At 63.9% G+C, this 15,417-nt stretch carries 17 protein-coding genes and 1 pseudogene; 9 read left to right on the forward strand and 9 right to left on the reverse strand.

Annotation, left to right across the window (positions count from 1 at the left end; all coding sequences use genetic code 11):
- The first annotated feature begins 2 nt into the window (after positions 1–2).
- Positions 3–1,064 (forward strand): glycosyltransferase family 4 protein, encoded by a 1,062-nt coding sequence (locus tag ING15_RS03855; protein ID WP_332873762.1) that lies wholly within the window; start codon positions 3–5, stop codon positions 1,062–1,064.
- On the opposite strand, the gene ING15_RS03860 is transcribed toward ING15_RS03855, so the two are convergent.
- Positions 1,028–1,837 carry a glycosyltransferase family 25 protein gene (locus ING15_RS03860; protein WP_206453457.1) on the reverse strand — a complete coding sequence of 270 codons (810 nt, stop codon included), beginning with the start codon at positions 1,835–1,837 and terminating at the stop codon, positions 1,028–1,030. The genes ING15_RS03855 and ING15_RS03860 overlap by 37 nt on opposite strands.
- Positions 1,838–1,899: 62 nt before the next feature.
- Positions 1,900–3,285 carry a TrkH family potassium uptake protein gene (locus ING15_RS03865; RefSeq protein WP_206453458.1) on the reverse strand — a complete coding sequence of 462 codons (1,386 nt, stop codon included), beginning with the start codon at positions 3,283–3,285 and terminating at the stop codon, positions 1,900–1,902.
- Between the two features lie 271 nt (positions 3,286–3,556).
- Between ING15_RS03865 and trxB the strand changes: the two genes are divergently transcribed.
- Positions 3,557–4,528: a thioredoxin-disulfide reductase gene (gene trxB, locus ING15_RS03870; protein WP_206453459.1), complete on the forward strand. Its 972-nt coding sequence runs from the start codon at positions 3,557–3,559 to the stop codon at positions 4,526–4,528.
- 58 nt (positions 4,529–4,586) lie between these two features.
- The gene (locus ING15_RS03875; protein ID WP_206453460.1) at positions 4,587–5,483 is read left to right on the forward strand and encodes a LysR family transcriptional regulator; all 897 of its coding nucleotides are present in this window, start codon (positions 4,587–4,589) and stop codon (positions 5,481–5,483) included.
- Positions 5,484–5,513: 30 nt separating this feature from the next.
- On the opposite strand, the gene ING15_RS03880 is transcribed toward ING15_RS03875, so the two are convergent.
- On the reverse strand, positions 5,514–7,121 hold the full coding sequence (locus ING15_RS03880; RefSeq protein WP_206453461.1) for a putative bifunctional diguanylate cyclase/phosphodiesterase: 1,608 nt from the start codon (positions 7,119–7,121) through the stop codon (positions 5,514–5,516).
- A gap of 143 nt (positions 7,122–7,264) precedes the next feature.
- Here ING15_RS03880 and ING15_RS03885 point away from each other — a divergent pair, with 143 nt between their 5' ends.
- The 3 genes from ING15_RS03885 (at position 7,265) to ING15_RS03895 (ending at position 9,742) form a co-directional block, all read left to right on the forward strand.
- Complete coding sequence (locus ING15_RS03885; RefSeq protein ID WP_206453462.1) at positions 7,265–8,068, forward strand: metallophosphoesterase family protein; 804 nt, start codon at positions 7,265–7,267, stop codon at positions 8,066–8,068.
- A 389-nt stretch (positions 8,069–8,457) separates the two neighbouring features.
- Positions 8,458–9,474 carry an SOUL family heme-binding protein gene (locus ING15_RS03890; RefSeq protein ID WP_206453463.1) on the forward strand — a complete coding sequence of 339 codons (1,017 nt, stop codon included), beginning with the start codon at positions 8,458–8,460 and terminating at the stop codon, positions 9,472–9,474.
- Positions 9,475–9,508: 34 nt separating this feature from the next.
- A complete protein-coding gene (locus ING15_RS03895; protein ID WP_206453464.1) occupies positions 9,509–9,742 on the forward strand; it encodes a hypothetical protein in 234 nt (77 codons plus the stop codon).
- Between the two features lie 151 nt (positions 9,743–9,893).
- Here the strand turns inward: ING15_RS03895 and ING15_RS03900 are convergent, their stop codons facing one another.
- From ING15_RS03900 to ING15_RS03925, 6 genes and pseudogenes are all read right to left on the reverse strand, one after another.
- On the reverse strand, positions 9,894–10,241 hold the full coding sequence (locus tag ING15_RS03900) for a cupin domain-containing protein (RefSeq protein WP_206453465.1): 348 nt from the start codon (positions 10,239–10,241) through the stop codon (positions 9,894–9,896).
- A gap of 142 nt (positions 10,242–10,383) precedes the next feature.
- Positions 10,384–11,661 (reverse strand): O-acetylhomoserine aminocarboxypropyltransferase, encoded by a 1,278-nt coding sequence (locus tag ING15_RS03905; protein WP_210348783.1) that lies wholly within the window; start codon positions 11,659–11,661, stop codon positions 10,384–10,386.
- Positions 11,662–11,870: 209 nt separating this feature from the next.
- Positions 11,871–12,164 carry an XRE family transcriptional regulator gene (locus ING15_RS03910; protein ID WP_206453467.1) on the reverse strand — a complete coding sequence of 98 codons (294 nt, stop codon included), beginning with the start codon at positions 12,162–12,164 and terminating at the stop codon, positions 11,871–11,873.
- Positions 12,161–12,253: pseudogene (locus tag ING15_RS19920) on the reverse strand (type II toxin-antitoxin system RelE/ParE family toxin); the annotation flags it as partial. The gene ING15_RS03910 and the pseudogene ING15_RS19920, both read right to left, overlap by 4 nt.
- 51 nt (positions 12,254–12,304) lie before the next feature.
- Positions 12,305–12,835: a CoA-binding protein gene (locus tag ING15_RS03920; protein WP_206453469.1), complete on the reverse strand. Its 531-nt coding sequence runs from the start codon at positions 12,833–12,835 to the stop codon at positions 12,305–12,307.
- Positions 12,832–13,650 carry an enoyl-CoA hydratase gene (locus tag ING15_RS03925; protein ID WP_206453470.1) on the reverse strand — a complete coding sequence of 273 codons (819 nt, stop codon included), beginning with the start codon at positions 13,648–13,650 and terminating at the stop codon, positions 12,832–12,834. The genes ING15_RS03920 and ING15_RS03925 overlap by 4 nt, the downstream gene beginning before the upstream one ends.
- 134 nt (positions 13,651–13,784) lie before the next feature.
- Between ING15_RS03925 and ING15_RS03930 the strand changes: the two genes are divergently transcribed.
- From ING15_RS03930 to rpsI, 3 genes are all read left to right on the forward strand, one after another.
- Positions 13,785–14,210 (forward strand): PaaI family thioesterase, encoded by a 426-nt coding sequence (locus tag ING15_RS03930; protein ID WP_232845559.1) that lies wholly within the window; start codon positions 13,785–13,787, stop codon positions 14,208–14,210.
- Positions 14,211–14,431: 221 nt separating this feature from the next.
- Positions 14,432–14,896, forward strand: coding sequence for a 50S ribosomal protein L13 (rplM, locus tag ING15_RS03935; protein WP_206453472.1), 465 nt, complete (start codon positions 14,432–14,434; stop codon positions 14,894–14,896).
- Positions 14,896–15,372 (forward strand): 30S ribosomal protein S9, encoded by a 477-nt coding sequence (gene rpsI / locus ING15_RS03940; protein ID WP_206453473.1) that lies wholly within the window; start codon positions 14,896–14,898, stop codon positions 15,370–15,372. The genes rplM and rpsI overlap by 1 nt, the downstream gene beginning before the upstream one ends.
- Positions 15,373–15,417: the final 45 nt, after the last annotated feature.

The raw sequence follows: 15,417 nt of genomic DNA on the forward strand, positions 1-15,417 counted from the left end.
TGGTGTTGCCGAAAATCTCCGACGTTGCCGTCGTCGCGCCGAACTTCAAACGCCGGCTGTCCGGCGTGACGTCGACGATCGTCCAGCTCGTCCCTCTCCAGGCACGCTCGCTCGGTATCACGACGCTCGGGCCCGGATTGCCGAGCCATCTGCCGAAGCTGCGTCTTCGCGATCTCCCCCGGTTATGGTCGCGCCCCGCTGGTCGGCCGTTTCGCATCTGGCATGCGCGCCGCAATGTCGAGATGCTGGCCGGTATCGCGCTGCGCGATGTCCTGCGGATGCCGATTCGCCTCGTCTTCACCTCCGCCGCGCAACGCCACCACTCCGGCTGGACGCGCGGGCTCATCCGGCGCATGGACGCGGTCATCGCGACGAGCGGCAGAAGCGCCGGCTACCTCACGGTCCCGGCCGAGATCATCCTGCACGGCATCGATCTCGACCGCTTTCGCCCGGCGCCGTCGCGCGACGCGCAGAAGGCCGCGCTCGGTCTCGCCGGGCGGCGGCTGATCGGTTGCTCCGGGCGCATCCGCCACCAGAAGGGCACCGACCTCTTCATCGACGCGATGATCGCCCTCTTGCCGCGCTATCCCGAGTGGACGGCTATCATCACCGGGCGCGCGACCGCGGAGCATGCGGACTTCGATGCCGAACTTCGGACTCGCGTCGAAGCCGCCGGCCTTGCCGAACGTATCCGCTTCCTCGGAGAGGTGGCGGATGTGAGGCCGTGGTTCCAGGCCTTTGACCTTTACGTCGCGCCGCCCCGCAACGAGGGCTTCGGGCTTACCCCTCTCGAGGCGATGGCCTCGGGGGCGCCGGTGGTGGCGAGCGACGCCGGCGCATTCCGGGAGATGATCGTCGAGGGCACCACCGGCCGGATCGTCCCGGTCGACGACGTGCCGGCGCTCACGGCCGCCATCGAGACCTATCTTGCCGACCCGGATGCGCTGCCGCGCGCGGGTGCGGCGGCCCTCGCTCATGTCAGGCAGAAATTTCCCCTGGCACGCGAGGCCGCGGAAATCCAGCGTGTCTATGAACGGCTCTGGTCCGCCGCGGACCGTGGCTGAAAATCGCCGTCGTCGACCCGCGTTCGCCTGTACCGCCGGCCGAACAGACGCATGACATGGTCTCCCGCCAGCTTAACCTGTGTCGTCAGGCGCCTGACGTGGAAGGGCAGATTGTCGGGCGTGACCGCAAGCCGTTGCCGGGAGACCTGAATGGTCGAACCGACGGAGATCGGCGGCGCGATGCCCCTCGCCTTCAGGATGTGCAGCTGCATCGCGAGCGCCGGCTCTACCTGATAGGAGACAAGGCGCTTCAGCGAGTGGATAAAGGCATCCACCGGCGCGGCCCCGAGCCGGACGTGCGCCAGCAGCTTCTGCGCGCCGCTCGGCCACAGCAGATAGGCGGCCGATCCTGACTTGTCGCGATAGACTCGCACAATAGTGGCGTCGCCGAGCGGCCGCCCGTTGCGCGCGACGAACCGCTTGCGGTCGAAGCTCTCCAGATTGACGAGATCGACATCGGTCAATTCAGCGAACCGCGGCAATAACGTCGTGAGTTGCCCGGCAAGCCGCACGTCGTCCTCCAGAATGAGCGTCGGCTCGTTCGCGGAAGCCGCCTGGCGCCAAACAGCCTCGTGGGACAGGAAGCAGGCCAGCTCCGGCTTGGTCAACGGCCGCTCCCAGGCCCGACCGAGGGCGTAGGCCGTCTCATCCGAGATATCGTCGGCTTGGACAGCCGGACAACGCTCAAAGCGCAGCCCGAGCGCGGCGCTCTGCTCTTCCATGAAGGCGCGCCGGTCGGTGGCCCTGTCGAGATTGATATAGACGATGCGCATGCGGGCTCGTGGTCGGTTCCGATCGAGGGACGGCCCGGCAGCCGCGGCGGCGCACCCGGCCATCAATCCAGCCAGACCGACGGAAACAGCAGGATGAGAACGGTCACCAGTTCCAGCCGGCCAAGCAGCATGCCGATCGACAGGATCCACAAGACTGGATCCGGGAGCGAGCCGAAATTGCCCGCCGGGCCGATGATCTGGCCGAAGGCCGGACCGACGTTGGCGAGCGCCGTCAGCGACCCGGTAAAGGCCGTGACCAGGTCGAGGCCCAACATCGTCAGCAAGACCGTGCCCGTCAGCAGCGCGCCGAAGAACAGAAAAAAGAATATCGTGACTGTCTGGATGGTCTGCGGCGAGATGTCGTCATTGCCATACTTCAACCGGATGACGGCATGCGGCCGCACCAGTCGGCGAAAGCTCGAGCGAACCAGCAGATAAAGGATGACAAGCCGATTGGCCTTGATGCCGCCACTCGTCGACCCGGCGCATCCGCCGAGAAAGGTCGCGAGAAAGAATAGGCCGATCGCCGCATTCGACCACAGCGTGTAGTCTTCCGACGCGTAACCGGTCGTGGTGATGATCGAAACCAGATTGAACGCCGAGGAAAGCAGCGCCTCGTCGAACGGCGTGTCATTTACGACGCGCCGCGTCACCGACATCGCGAGACTGAGCACCAGGCAGATCATCAGAAAGACGACGATCTGCGGATCACGCCAGAGTTGGAAGCGTCTGGGCAGGAACGCCCGGATGTAGATCACGAAGGGCAAGGCCCCGAGGATCATGAACACAATAGCGGCGAACAGGATGCGATTGTCGTCGAAATAGCCGATCGAAGCGTCGTGGGTCGAAAAGCCGGCGGTCGCAACCGTGGTCATGGCGTGGTTGACCGCATCGAAGAAGGTCATGCCGAGGGCAGTGTAGGTCACCACGCACATCACGGTCAGGACGACATACGCCGTGACCAGTCCGCCGACCAGCTGGTTGATCCGGGGCAGGACTTTATCCGACTTGTCGGAACTCTCCATGTGGAACAATGCCAGTCCGCCCGCTTGCAGCGAGGGCAGGATCAAGAGCACCATGCCGACGATTCCGATACCGCCGAGCCACTGGAGCAGCGACCGCCACATCAAGATTCCCGGCGAGAGCGCGTCGAGGCCAGAGATCACCGTCGAACCGGTCGTGGTGAGGCCCGACATGGACTCGAAGAAGGCTCCGGCGAAGGTGACATTGACCTCCGAAAAATAGATCGGCAACGAGCCGACGACGACCGCCACCAGCCAGACGGTCGTAACGAGCAGGAAGCCGAGCCGCTGGGTGAACTTGGGCCGTTGGCCGCGCGTCGCCACCGCGACGAGCACGCTGACCATGCCGACCAAAAGGCTGGCTCCGACGAAGACCCGCCATTCCTCGTTCTCGTCGGCAAGGTCCACCAGGGCCGGAATGATCATCGCCGCCGCGAGTGCGAGCCCGAAAATCGAGGTGACGTGAGCGATGGTCCTGAAAATGGAACGGCTCCGGGAAAAATGGCAAGCCTGCGCGAAAAGGCCACGAAACAGCGGGCTTTCTTATCCTCTCGGCTCCGGATCGGCAATCGGTGCAACCTCAATGCTCGCCGCCCACGGCTCTCGGGCGCCTCATGTTGCAGCACCGCATCCCCTCGTCTATTGAACGGGCCGACTTGCAATGCCATCTGCCGAACGCCAATCGAGCGAGGCCGCCATGACCGAACGCCATGTGGATATTCTGATCGTCGGATCGGGTCCGGCAGGATATACGGCCGCGATCTATGCGGCGCGTGCCATGATGAAGCCGTTGCTCGTCGCCGGCCTGCAGGAGGGCGGCCAGCTGACCATTACGACGGATGTGGAGAACTATCCGGGCTATGCCGACCCTGTTCAGGGCCCGTGGATGATGGAGCAGATGAAGGCGCAGGCGCTCAACGTCGGGGCGGAGATCGCCAGCGACGTCATCGTGGAGGCCGATCTCGACCAGCGGCCGTTCCGGCTGACCGGCGATTCGGGCGCGGTTTACACTTGCGATGCGCTGGTCATCGCGACCGGCGCCCAGGCCAAGTGGCTCGGCCTGGAAAGCGAGACGACGTTCCAGGGCTTTGGCGTCTCGGCCTGCGCCACTTGCGACGGGTTCTTCTATCGCGGCAAGGACGTCGTCGTTGTCGGCGGCGGCAACACGGCCGTCGAGGAAGCGCTGTACCTGTCGCATATCGCCAAGTCGGTGACGCTGGTGCATCGCCGCGACGAATTGCGGGCCGAGCGTATCCTCCAGAACCGCCTCTTTGCCGCCGACAATGTCGAAATCGTCTGGGACACCGAGGTCGAGGAGATTCTGGGAGTGGTCAAGCCGATGAAATCGGTCAATGGCATACGCCTGAAAAACCGCGTGAGCGGTGAGGTCAGCGAGCGGGCGACCGACGGCGTGTTCGTCGCCATCGGCCACGCGCCGGCGGTCGAGTTGTTCGTCGGAAAATTGAAACAGAAGCCGTCCGGCTATCTCTGGGTGGAGCCCGGCACGACGCAGACGTCGGTGCCGGGCGTCTACGCGGCGGGCGACGTCGCGGACGAGGTCTATCGCCAAGCGGTGACCGCGGCCGGTCTCGGCTGCATGGCGGCCCTCGAAGCCGAGAAATGGCTCGCCGCCCAGGCGCTCGACAACGAACGCCAAGCGGCGGAATAGCGGCAGCGGGCGGGCATCATGGAACGCCCCGCCCACAGCCGTCTGGAGATGACACCCCATGGCGCTCGACTGGGACAAACTGCGGATTTTTCACGCGGCTGCCGAAGCTGGCTCGTTTACCCACGCCGCCGACGCTCTCAATCTCAGCCAGTCGGCGATCAGCCGGCAGGTCGCCGCCCTGGAGCAGGAGATCGGCGCGCCGCTATTTCACCGGCATGCGCGCGGCCTGGTGCTGTCCGAACAGGGCGAACTGCTGTTCCAGACCGCCAACGAGGTTCTCAAGCGCCTGGAACAGGTGCGCATGCAGCTCACAGAGACGCGGGAAAAGCCGACCGGCAAGCTCCGCGTGACCACGACGGTCGGCCTCGGGTCCGGCTGGTTGACGGAACGCTCGAAGGAATTTCTCGAGCTATACCCCGAACTCGAACTGCAGCTGGTCTTCGACAATGAGGAGATCGACCTCACGATGCGCAAGGCTGACGCGGCGATCCGCCTCAGACAGCCGCAGCAGCCGGACCTGATCCAGCGCCGCCTGTTTACCGTGCATCTTCACGTCTACGCCGCGCCGTCCTATCTGGCGCGCTTCGGGCCGCTGGAAACGATCGAGGATCTCGACAAGCACCGGATCATCACCTTCGGCGAACCGGCTCCGAACTATCTGCGCAACCTGAACACGCTCGAGACGGTCGGTCTTCCCGAGGGCAAGGTGCGCCACCCGATCCTGCAGATCAACAATCTGATCGCCATCCGTTCGGCCATCGAGAGCGGGATCGGCGTGGCGCTGCTGCCCGACTACATGATCGACAAGCGGGCCAAGCTCGTTCAGGTGCTGCCGGAGATGGAGATGCCGACATTCGACACCTATCTTTGCTACCCCGAGCAGATGCGCAATGCGGCAAAGCTCAAGGTTTTCCGTGATTTCCTGATCTCGAAGGCGCGCACCTGGGCCTTTTGAGGGAGCGGTTGCGACACTCCGGATGACGGCTCAGGCTGCACTTCCATCGGCCATACGCGCACCCTCCGCGCGCTCGGCCAGCAGGCGGTTGACGGCGTCGCCGTTCATCGGCTTCGCATAGAAGAACCCCTGCACTTCATCAAGTCCCTCGAGCTTGGCGAAAACCTCCTGGCGCTCGTTCTCAACCCCTTCGAGAACCGTCTCCATGCGCAGCGTCGCCGCCAGGCGAACGATCGTACGCACGATCTCGGCCGTCTCTTCGCCCGATGCCAGTTCCTGGGTGAAGGAGCGATCGATCTTCAGGCGATCGAAGCGAAACCGCCTGAGATTGCCGAGGCTGGAGAATCCCGTCCCGAAATCGTCCATGGTGATCTTGACCCCGAGCTCGCGCAGTTCGGCGATCGTGCGAATAACAGTCGGGGTTGGATCGAGCAGGAGCGATTCCGTGACCTCGAGATCCAGGCGGTGAGGCGCGAGGCCGCTCGCCTCTAACGCTGCCCGTACGCGCATTGCCAATTGCCCGTCATGGAACTGGATCGGCGACAGGTTCACCGCGACGCCGACCGGTGTCACCCAACTGGCTGCCGCCTCGCATGCATCAAGGAGCACCCGGTTACCCAAGTGAAAGATGAGCCCTGAATTTTCCGCCGCCGGGATGAACTCGGCGGGTGCCAGCTGGCCCCGCCGCGGATGGTTCCAGCGGACAAGAGCCTCGAAACTTCGAATGCCGCCGCCGCGTGCCGCGATGATCGGCTGGAACTGCAGCACGAATTCGTTTCCGTCGAGGCCACACTTCATCTCGCCGACGAGTTCGGCCTCCGCGTCCTTGGCACGTCGCATCTCGGACTGGTAGATCTCGAACGCGTTGGCATATTTCGACTTGGCCCTGTAGAGCGCGATATCGGCCGAACGCATGACGTCGGACCATGTCCGGCCATCGTCACCGACACGCGCGACACCGATGCTGAGTCCGGGCGTCAGCGGCACATTCTCGAAGTCGATGGTCTGTCCGATGCTCGCGATCAGGGTTTTGGCGAAGTCCTCGGCGCTCTCGCCGGGTTGTGGAAAGTGCACGACCAGGAATTCGTCACCACCGAGACGCACGGGAATATCGTCGCCGATACACACTCCGCGCAATCGCCGGCCGACTTCGATCAACACCACGTCGCCGGCGCGATGGCCGAAAGTGTCGTTGATCTTCTTGAATTTGTCGAGGTCGAGCATGTAGAGGAGCGCGCCGCGCTTTTGCCACAGCCGGCTCGCGATCCCCTCCTCCAGCCGGCTGGTGAGGTAGGAGCGGTTGAACAGGCCCGTCACGGCATCGCAATAGGCCTGCTCGCGCGTCAACGCCTCGCTCTGATGCATTTGCCGGAGGCGATCCTCCAGCTTGCTCTGGCGGCGACCGATCTCCAGAAAGATCCGCCCCATCACGAGCGGCGCCGACAGCGCCATGACGTGCATCGCCGTCGCCGTGAAGGTTGCACCAAAGCCGGGGGCGAGCCCCTGCCAGCGACGCACCTGCATATCGATCAAAAGGCCGGTGACGGAAAAGAAGATACCCAACCCGAGCCCGGCCAGGGCATAGGCCCGCTCCAGCGGATTCAGGCGGAAATTGTTCAACGGCTTGAAAAAGAACACGTCCGCGATCCAGTGTCTCAACGAGTTGACAGAGCCATTATCCGCAATCCGGGGTGGAATAAGACCAATCTAGGTGGTTCTGCTTTCGGGCAAATTAACGCCCGTAAAATAATATGACCGTCCGGGCGAGCGAGATTTCCGCCATGTCGTCACGTCCATCCCTGATCGCGGCCATCGGCGACGTACATGGTGCGGCCGGGCTGCTTTCGACGCTTCTCCGGGGTCTCGACACGGTCGCGGCGCGCCGGAGGACGACCATGGACATCATCTTCCTCGGCGACATCGTCGACAGAGGACCCGACAGTCGCGGCGCCCTTGATCTCGTCGTCGAAGCGATCGCCACCCATCCGAATTCCCGACTGCTCCTCGGCAATCACGATTGGTGGCTGCTGCAATTTCTTAAAGGTGAGCTCGACCGCGACGCGATCGACAATTGGCTGGATCAGGGTGGCGCCGCCACCCTCGCCTCCTATGGCGCCGCCTCGACCCGGGACGTTGCTGCCATCCGACACCACATCCTGCTGGATCGGCCGGAGCATTTCGAACTCCTGTCCGGCGCCGCGACGATCGCGGTCGAAGGCAGCTTCGTCTTCGTCCATGCCGGGATCGATCCACGTCGGTCGATCGATCGGCAGGAGGCGCGCGACTGCCTATGGATCCGCGCGCCCTTCCTGAACCACATCGGGCATCTCAGCCACGTCGTCGTGCATGGCCATCAGCCACAGAAAGGCGGACGTCCGCTCGTCACCGAGAACCGTATCTCGCTGGATACCGGTGCCGTCTTCACCGGCCGGCTCTCGGCCGTGATCATCGATCGGCATGGCGGCCAGATGGAATTCGTGGCGGCCACAGGCGACGGCCGGTTCGCGGCGGTCGAACCGATGCGTCTCGACCGCGGTCTCGGCACTGTCCTGGATACTCCGGAACGCGAGGCCGATCGCTCCTGACATCGCCAAAGGAGTGCAGTCCGGCTGCAATGGCGGGCAGACGTCCCATGCCTTTCGCCCGGCGCCGGCAGGCAAAAAAAGGGGCGGCACGCGGCCGCCCGAATTTTGGCTGGAGTATCAGGTCATGAAAACCCGATGTCCTGCAAATGCGTTAGCACCGCTTTGGTTGCACCGCTCCCGGAAATAAAACGCCCGGCCCGCGGCAGTCGTGCTGGAAATTCTGCCGGGCACTTCGCACACGGGCGGCAAAGTCGTTAGCAGACGCAACCAACTTCGCATGGTGGCGTTAACGCTGCGAACGCTCTTGCGCCACCACCCGATCGGCATGACCTATGTGCCCGGAGCCAGAGTCGGCGCAGATCAACAGACGACCGCAGGAGTCCCAGCCCATGTTTCGCGACAACCCCACCGCCTATGATCGCATTTCCGACGCTCTGAGCGATATCGGCGAGCGTATCGCGGAGCTCGAAGAACAGGTGGTCGACCGTTTCGATCCCCGGCCATCGCGTACCGAGCGGGTGCGCCGATCGATTTCCCGGCACCTGCCCTTCCAATCCGAGCCCACGGGCCTCTCGCGCTACGTGCCGGACTTTTTGACCGGTTTGTCGGTACCGTCCGGGTCGGACGCGCAACGCCAGCTGCGCTCCCTCCGCGATGACGCCGGCGAGGGGATCGACAACGCGCGCGGCTATCTGAGTGATTTTCGCCGGCACCTTCCCGAGTTCCGGCTTCCCCGCGCGACGAGTTTTCGCCGCGGCGTGCAGACCCAGCGCGGGATCGATTATCTGCGCGACCGGCCGGAGCTGACCGCACTTCTCGTGGTGGGCGGAACGGTTGCCGTCGTCGGCACGGCCTATTTCGTCACCAAGAAGGTGCAGGAACACAGCGAGGAGCCCGACTACGACGTGGTCCGCGAGGACGGGCCGATCGAAATCCGCGACTATGACGCGATGATCGTCGCCGAGACGGTCAAGAGCGGATATCATGAAAAGGCGCGCCGCGCGGGCTTCCAGTCGCTGGCCGACTACATTTTCGCGCGCACGCGCCCAGGCAAGAAAATCAAGATGACCACCCCCGTGACCCAGCAGCTGGCCGAAGGCAACGGCCGGACCAAGGGCTGGGCCGTGCGCTTCGTCATGCCGAAGAAATTCACCCTGGCCAGCCTCCCAGAGCCGGGCAATAGCGACGTGGCGATCAAGGAAGTTCAGGCGCGACGCATCGCCGCGATCCGCTTTTCCGGCAATTTCAATGCAACGCTCGCCAGCAAGCACCTGATGAGCCTCTACAATTATCTCGCGGACAACAATCTGAAGCAGAAGGGCGATCCCGAATACGCCTTCTACAATCCGCCCTGGACCCCCGGCTTCATGAAGCGCAACGAAATCCTGATCGAGATCGAGCGCTGAGGCGCCGCGAGCACCGATTTCAACGGAGATGACAATGACCCAGGACAACGACCACAAGACGGCGCCCAAAGGCGGCGACATGCCGGCGGGAACGATCGACCCGGATATACTGAGCGAAGACCAGATCGCCTCCGAGCGGATGGGCGACAACGCGCTGCAGGCGAAGAACCAGGTGGATCAACACAACCAGCGCACCACACAGGCGGGCGCCAAGCGTGAACCCGACAAGGACACGCTCGAAGCCTTCCGGAAAATGGACGAGAAGTAGGGCCGTTTCGGCTGTGACGGAAAAACGGCAAAAAGGGTTCGCGGATTCCGCGAGCCTTTTTTTGCGCCGCCCTATCGCGACCGCTCACACCTTCGCTGACGGGAGCGGATCGATCCGACCGCCGCGCCGCGATCCGGCGTCCGCTCTCCGGTCAGACCTTGATGACGTAATGCTTCTTGGTCGGCTCGACGACCTTCCACCGGCCCTTGAAGCCGGGGCGGATGACGAAGCTGTCGCCGGCGACGAGCTTGACCGGCTCGCAGCCATCCTCGGTCAAAACCGAGACGCCTTCCAGAATGTGCAAAAACTCCCACTCGGTATAGTCGATCTCCCACTCGCCACCGGTGGATTCCCAGATGCCGGCATAAAGGCCGTTGCCATCGTCCTCGATGTTCCAGGTCTTGCTGCTGGGGCGACCGCTCTTGATCTTCTCCTTGGCCGGCGCGCCGGTCTCGACGGCAATGCCGTCCTTGTCGAATTTCAGGAAATGTTCGGCCATGGTGGATCCTTTTCGACGGGACGTTCCGACCGGCAGAAATGCGCGGCGGTGACGGCCGTTCCAATTCTGATGCGAGAAACGCGAAACGGCCGCCTCATGGGCGACCGCTTCGGGTGGTCCGAGTTCGAAACCGGCGAACGCCTCAGGTCTTGGCGAGCGCCTGATCGAGATCGGCAATGATGTCGGCGACGTTCTCGATGCCGATCGACAACCGCACCACGTCCGGCCCGGCGCCGGCGGCGACCCTCTGATCGTCGGCGAGTTGCTTGTGGGTGGTCGAGGCCGGGTGGATCACCAGCGAGCGCGTATCGCCGATATTGGCGAGGTGGGAAAACAGCTCCAGCGCCTCGACGAAGGCGACGCCCGCCTCGAAGCCGCCCTTGAGCCCGAAGGTGAAGACGGCCCCGGCCCCGTTGGGCGCGTATTTCCTCATCATCGCGTGGTTCGGATCGTCTTCGAGACCCGCATAGGACACCCAGCTCACCTTGTCGTGGCCTTTCAGGTGCTCGGCGACCTTGAGCGCGTTGTCGCAATGGCGCTGCATCCTGAGCGGCAGCGTCTCGATGCCGGTCAGGATCATGAAGGCGTTGAACGGCGAGATCGCAGGCCCGAGATCGCGCAGCCCGAGCACGCGGCAAGCGATGGCGAAGGCGAAATTGCCGAAGGTCTCGTGCAGGACGATACCGTTATACTCGTCTCGCGGTTGCGACAGCATCGGGTAGCGGTCGCTCGCCGACCAGTCGAAGGTGCCGGCGTCGATGATGGCGCCGCCCATCGAATTGCCGTGGCCGCCCATGAATTTGGTCAGCGAATGGATGACGATGTCGGCGCCGTGTTCGATCGGCCGGCACAGATACGGCGTTGCCATGGTGTTGTCGACGATCAGCGGAATGCCATGCTTCTGGGCGATCGCCGCGACCGCCGCGATGTCGACCACGGCGCCGGCGGGATTGGCGAAGGACTCCATGAAGATCGCGCGGGTCTTGTCGGTGATCGCCGCCTCGAAACTCGACACGTCGTCCGGATCGGCCCATTTGACCCGCCAGTCGAACGACTTGAAGGCGTGGCCAAACTGGTTGATCGAACCGCCATAGAGCTTGCGCGATGCGACGAACTCGTCGCCCGGCCGCATCAGCGCCTGGAAGACGATGAGTTGGGCAGCGTGACCCGACGCGACGGCGAGCGCCGCCGTGCCGCCTTCCAGCGCGGCGACGCGCTCCTCCAGGACGGCCTGTGTCGGGTTCATGATGCGCGTATAGATATTGCCGAACTGCTGCAGCCCGAACAGCGAGGCGGCATGGTCGACATCGTCGAAGACGAAGGAAGTGGTCTGGTAGATCGGGGTCGCGCGCGCGCCCGTCGACGGATCCGGCTGGGCGCCGGCATGGATGGCTAGTGTCTCGAACCCCGGTCCGCTCATTCTCACGCTCCCTGCTTGTGTCACCGACGGCCGCTGTGCGGCCGGCTCCCGGCATCGTGCCGCCGACGCCATAGCACGGCGCGCGACAGGCGACGAGAAATCGTCAACCCGTTTTTTGGCGCGAGCGGGGATATTGTTCTGCGATGCAGCCGGCGGCGCGGCATGTCAGGCGCTGCGCTGAGGCGCGATGGCCTCGCGCATCCCGAAAATCACACCAACTCTAGCCGCAGCGATCGCCCCACTGCTTTGGCGGCGCTCGAAAGGGCGGCCAAAGTGACGTTCTCGTTGTCGGGATCGAGCAGCCGGTCGAGCTGGGAGCGGGAGGTCTCCAGGCGTTTGGCCATTTCGACCTTTGAAAGGCGCTGCTCCTTCATGGCAGCGGCAAGCTGGAAAGCCAGGACGCGCTTGATCGCCCGCTCGGTCGTCTCTTCGAGTGTTCCCTGTTCGGCGAGGAAGTCCTCAAAGCTCTCGCGGATATGGATAGATTCGATCCGCGTGCTCATCGCAATCCTCTCATTCGTCTTTCGGCAACGTCCAATTCGTGCTCCGGCGTCTTCTGAGTTTTCTTGATGAAGCCGTGCAGCAACACGAGACTGCTCTCGTGAACACAGCACGAACGTCAGTTGGACGCCTCCCCTCCCCGCTACCGCCGCGGGTTCAGCCCGAAACTCTGGTAGCCTTTGCCCATCACCGGCTTTTTCGACGAGAGCACCCGCGAATTGATGCCGTTCCAGCCGATCTCGCCGGACAGGCGCGCATATTCGATCTTCGGGCAGCGATCCATGACGACGGTCAGGCCGGCGGCTTCGGCTTTCGCCGCCGCGTCCTCATGGCGGATGCCGAGCTGCATCCAGATCACCTTGGGCTTCGGCTCCAGCGCCAGGGCTTCGTCGACGATCCCCGGCACGGCGTCGGCGCCGCGAAAGATGTCGACCATGTCGATCGGCTCGGGAATGCTCGAAAGATCTGCGTAGCAGCGCTGGCCGAGCAGATCCTGCCCGGCGAGGCCCGGATTGACTGGAATGACCCGGTAGCCCTTCGCCAAAAGGTATTTCAGCACGAAATAGGACGGCCGCACGGACTTGGCGCTGGCCCCGACCAGCGCGATGGTCTTCACGCGGTCGAGAACATCGCGGATCGTCGCGTCCGGATAGGCGAGCAGCGCGGCGCTCATTCGCCGGTCCATTCGGGTTTGCGCTTTTCCAGAAACGCCCCGACCCCCTCCTCGGCGTCCTTTGCCAGCATGTTCTCGGTCATGACGCTGGCCGCATAGTCATAGGCGTCGGTAAGCCCCATCTCGGCTTGGCGGTAGAAGGCCTCCTTGCCGATCTTCACGGTCACCGGCGATTTCGAGGCGATGGTCGTGGCGTATTTTCCGACGATGGTGCCGAGATATTCCGGCGGCACCACCCGGTTGATCAGACCGAATTCGCGGGCGGTGCGCGCATCGATCGTCTCGCCGGTGAGCAGCATTTCCATGGCGTGCTTGCGAGTCAGATTGCGCGACAGCGCCACCATCGGCGTCGAGCAGAACAGGCCGATATTGACGCCCGGGGTACAGAAATGCGCCTCCTCGGAGGCGATGGCGAGATCGCAGGAGGCAACGAGTTGGCAGCCGGCTGCCGTCGCGAGGCCAGCGACCTCGGCGATCACCGGCGTCGGATGGCGGACGATCGCCTGCATCAGCTCGGAGCATTTGCGCATGGTGGCCTCGAAGAAGGCGCGGCCGCGATCGGCGTCGCCGCGCCTTGCGGTGAGTTCCTTCAGATCGTGGCCGGCCGAGAAGAGTTTGCCCTCGGCGGCGATGACCACGACGCGGTTGGTCTTGTCCGCCGCCGCATTCTGCAAGGCCGAGAGGATCGCCTCCATCATCGCCATCGACAGCGCGTTGGCCGGTGGGCTGGACAACACGATCCGGGTGAGCCCCGGCGCCCGCTGGACGTCCACCGGATGGGTCCGGGTGTCGGTGAGTTCGAAAATGTCTGCCATGTCCGGTCCTCGTTCGCATGGTGGCGCATCGGCCGGCCGATGCCTCGCCCTATCTAGATCATGGCGCCGCTTCGTGCCATCGGAAGGACGCCAAACGAACGACACCCGAGGGGAGACGCCGGTTGCAACCGATCATGACTGTCCAGGAGCTCGATGCATTCCTGGAAAGCGAATTTCCGCAGCTCGGCGGCCGCGATGGCGGCTTCTCGATCGTCGCGGTGAAGCCCGGCCTCGTGGCGATGCGGCTCCTTGCCGACGATCGCCACCTTCGCCCTGGGGGAACCGTCTCCGGCCCGACGTTGTTCACCCTTGCCGATGTCGCGGCCTACGTTGCGATCCTCGCCCATATCGGGCCGGTCGCCCACGCGGTCACGACGAATCTGTCGATCAATTTCCTGCGCAAGCCGGAGCCCGGCCCACTTGTCGGCAGCGCCCGCATTCTCAAGCTCGGCCGGCGCCTCGCGGTGGTCGAGGTCGCGATGACCAACGAAGGCCATGCCCCGGACGACGACAACATTCTCGCCCATGCGGTCGCCACCTATTCGATCCCGCCGCGGTAAGCCGGAACCGAACACCAACAACGCCGGGTAACATAATACCGTTATGGCTTGACCCCCTGTCTATCAGGGCTTACAGGATCACCGACCCGTGCGTTTTTGCGTTGACAGCGGCGTCATCGAGCCGTATGTCACGCCCCATGAGGAGCGGCCGTGGGTCGCTCTTTTCTTAGGGCGGCCTGCGAAGGTTTGCCTCGATGCTCACCAACACCCAGGGGCAACCCATGAAAACCTTCTCGCAGAAGACCGAGACGGTGGAGAAGAAGTGGATTCTGATCGACGCCGAAGGGCTCGTCGTCGGTCGCCTCGCTTCCATCGTCGCGCTTCGCCTTCGTGGCAAGCATAAGCCGACCTTCACCCCGCACGTGGACGACGGCGACAACATCATCATCGTCAATGCCGACAAGATCGTCCTGACCGGCAATAAATATGCCAACAAGACATACTACTGGCATACCGGCTATGCTGGCGGCATCAAACAGCGCAAGGCACGCGACATCCTCGAGGGCCGCTTTCCCGAGCGGGTCGTCGAAAAGGCGATCGAGCGCATGCTGCCACGCGGCCCGCTCGGCCGTCAGCAGTTGAAGAACCTGCGCGTTTATGCCGGTGCCACGCATCCGCACGAAGCGCAGAACCCCGAGACGCTCGACGTCGCGGCAATGAACTCCAAAAACACGAGGGCCGCATAATGTCCCAGCTCTCTTCGCTCGAAGAACTCGGCTCGGCCGAAGCCTCGGTTCAGCCCGAAGCGCCGGTTCACGTCCAGAAGCTCGACCAGTTCGGCCGCGCCTATGCCACCGGCAAGCGCAAGGACGCGGTCGCCCGCGTCTGGATCAAGCCCGGCACCGGCAAGATCACCATCAACGAGCGTGATTTCGCCACCTATTTCGCCCGCCCGGTGCTGCAGATGGTGCTGCGTCAGCCGATCGTCGCGGCCAGCCGCGACGGCCAGTTCGACATCGTCGCCACGGTCGCCGGCGGCGGCCTCTCGGGGCAGGCCGGCGCGGTGCGCCACGGCATCTCCAAGGCGCTGACCTATTACGAGCCGGGCCTGCGCTCGGTTTTGAAGAAGGGCGGTTTCCTGACCCGTGACTCGCGTGTGGTCGAGCGCAAGAAGTACGGCAAGGCGAAGGCACGCCGGTCGTTCCAGTTCTCCAAGCGCTGATCAAGCGCTCCGGCGACGACGCACGTCGCCCTCCTATCAGCAAGG

Origin of the sequence: Aurantimonas marina (assembly GCF_017183135.1) — a bacterium.
GTDB classification, from domain to species: Bacteria; Pseudomonadota; Alphaproteobacteria; order Rhizobiales; family Rhizobiaceae; genus Aurantimonas; species Aurantimonas marina.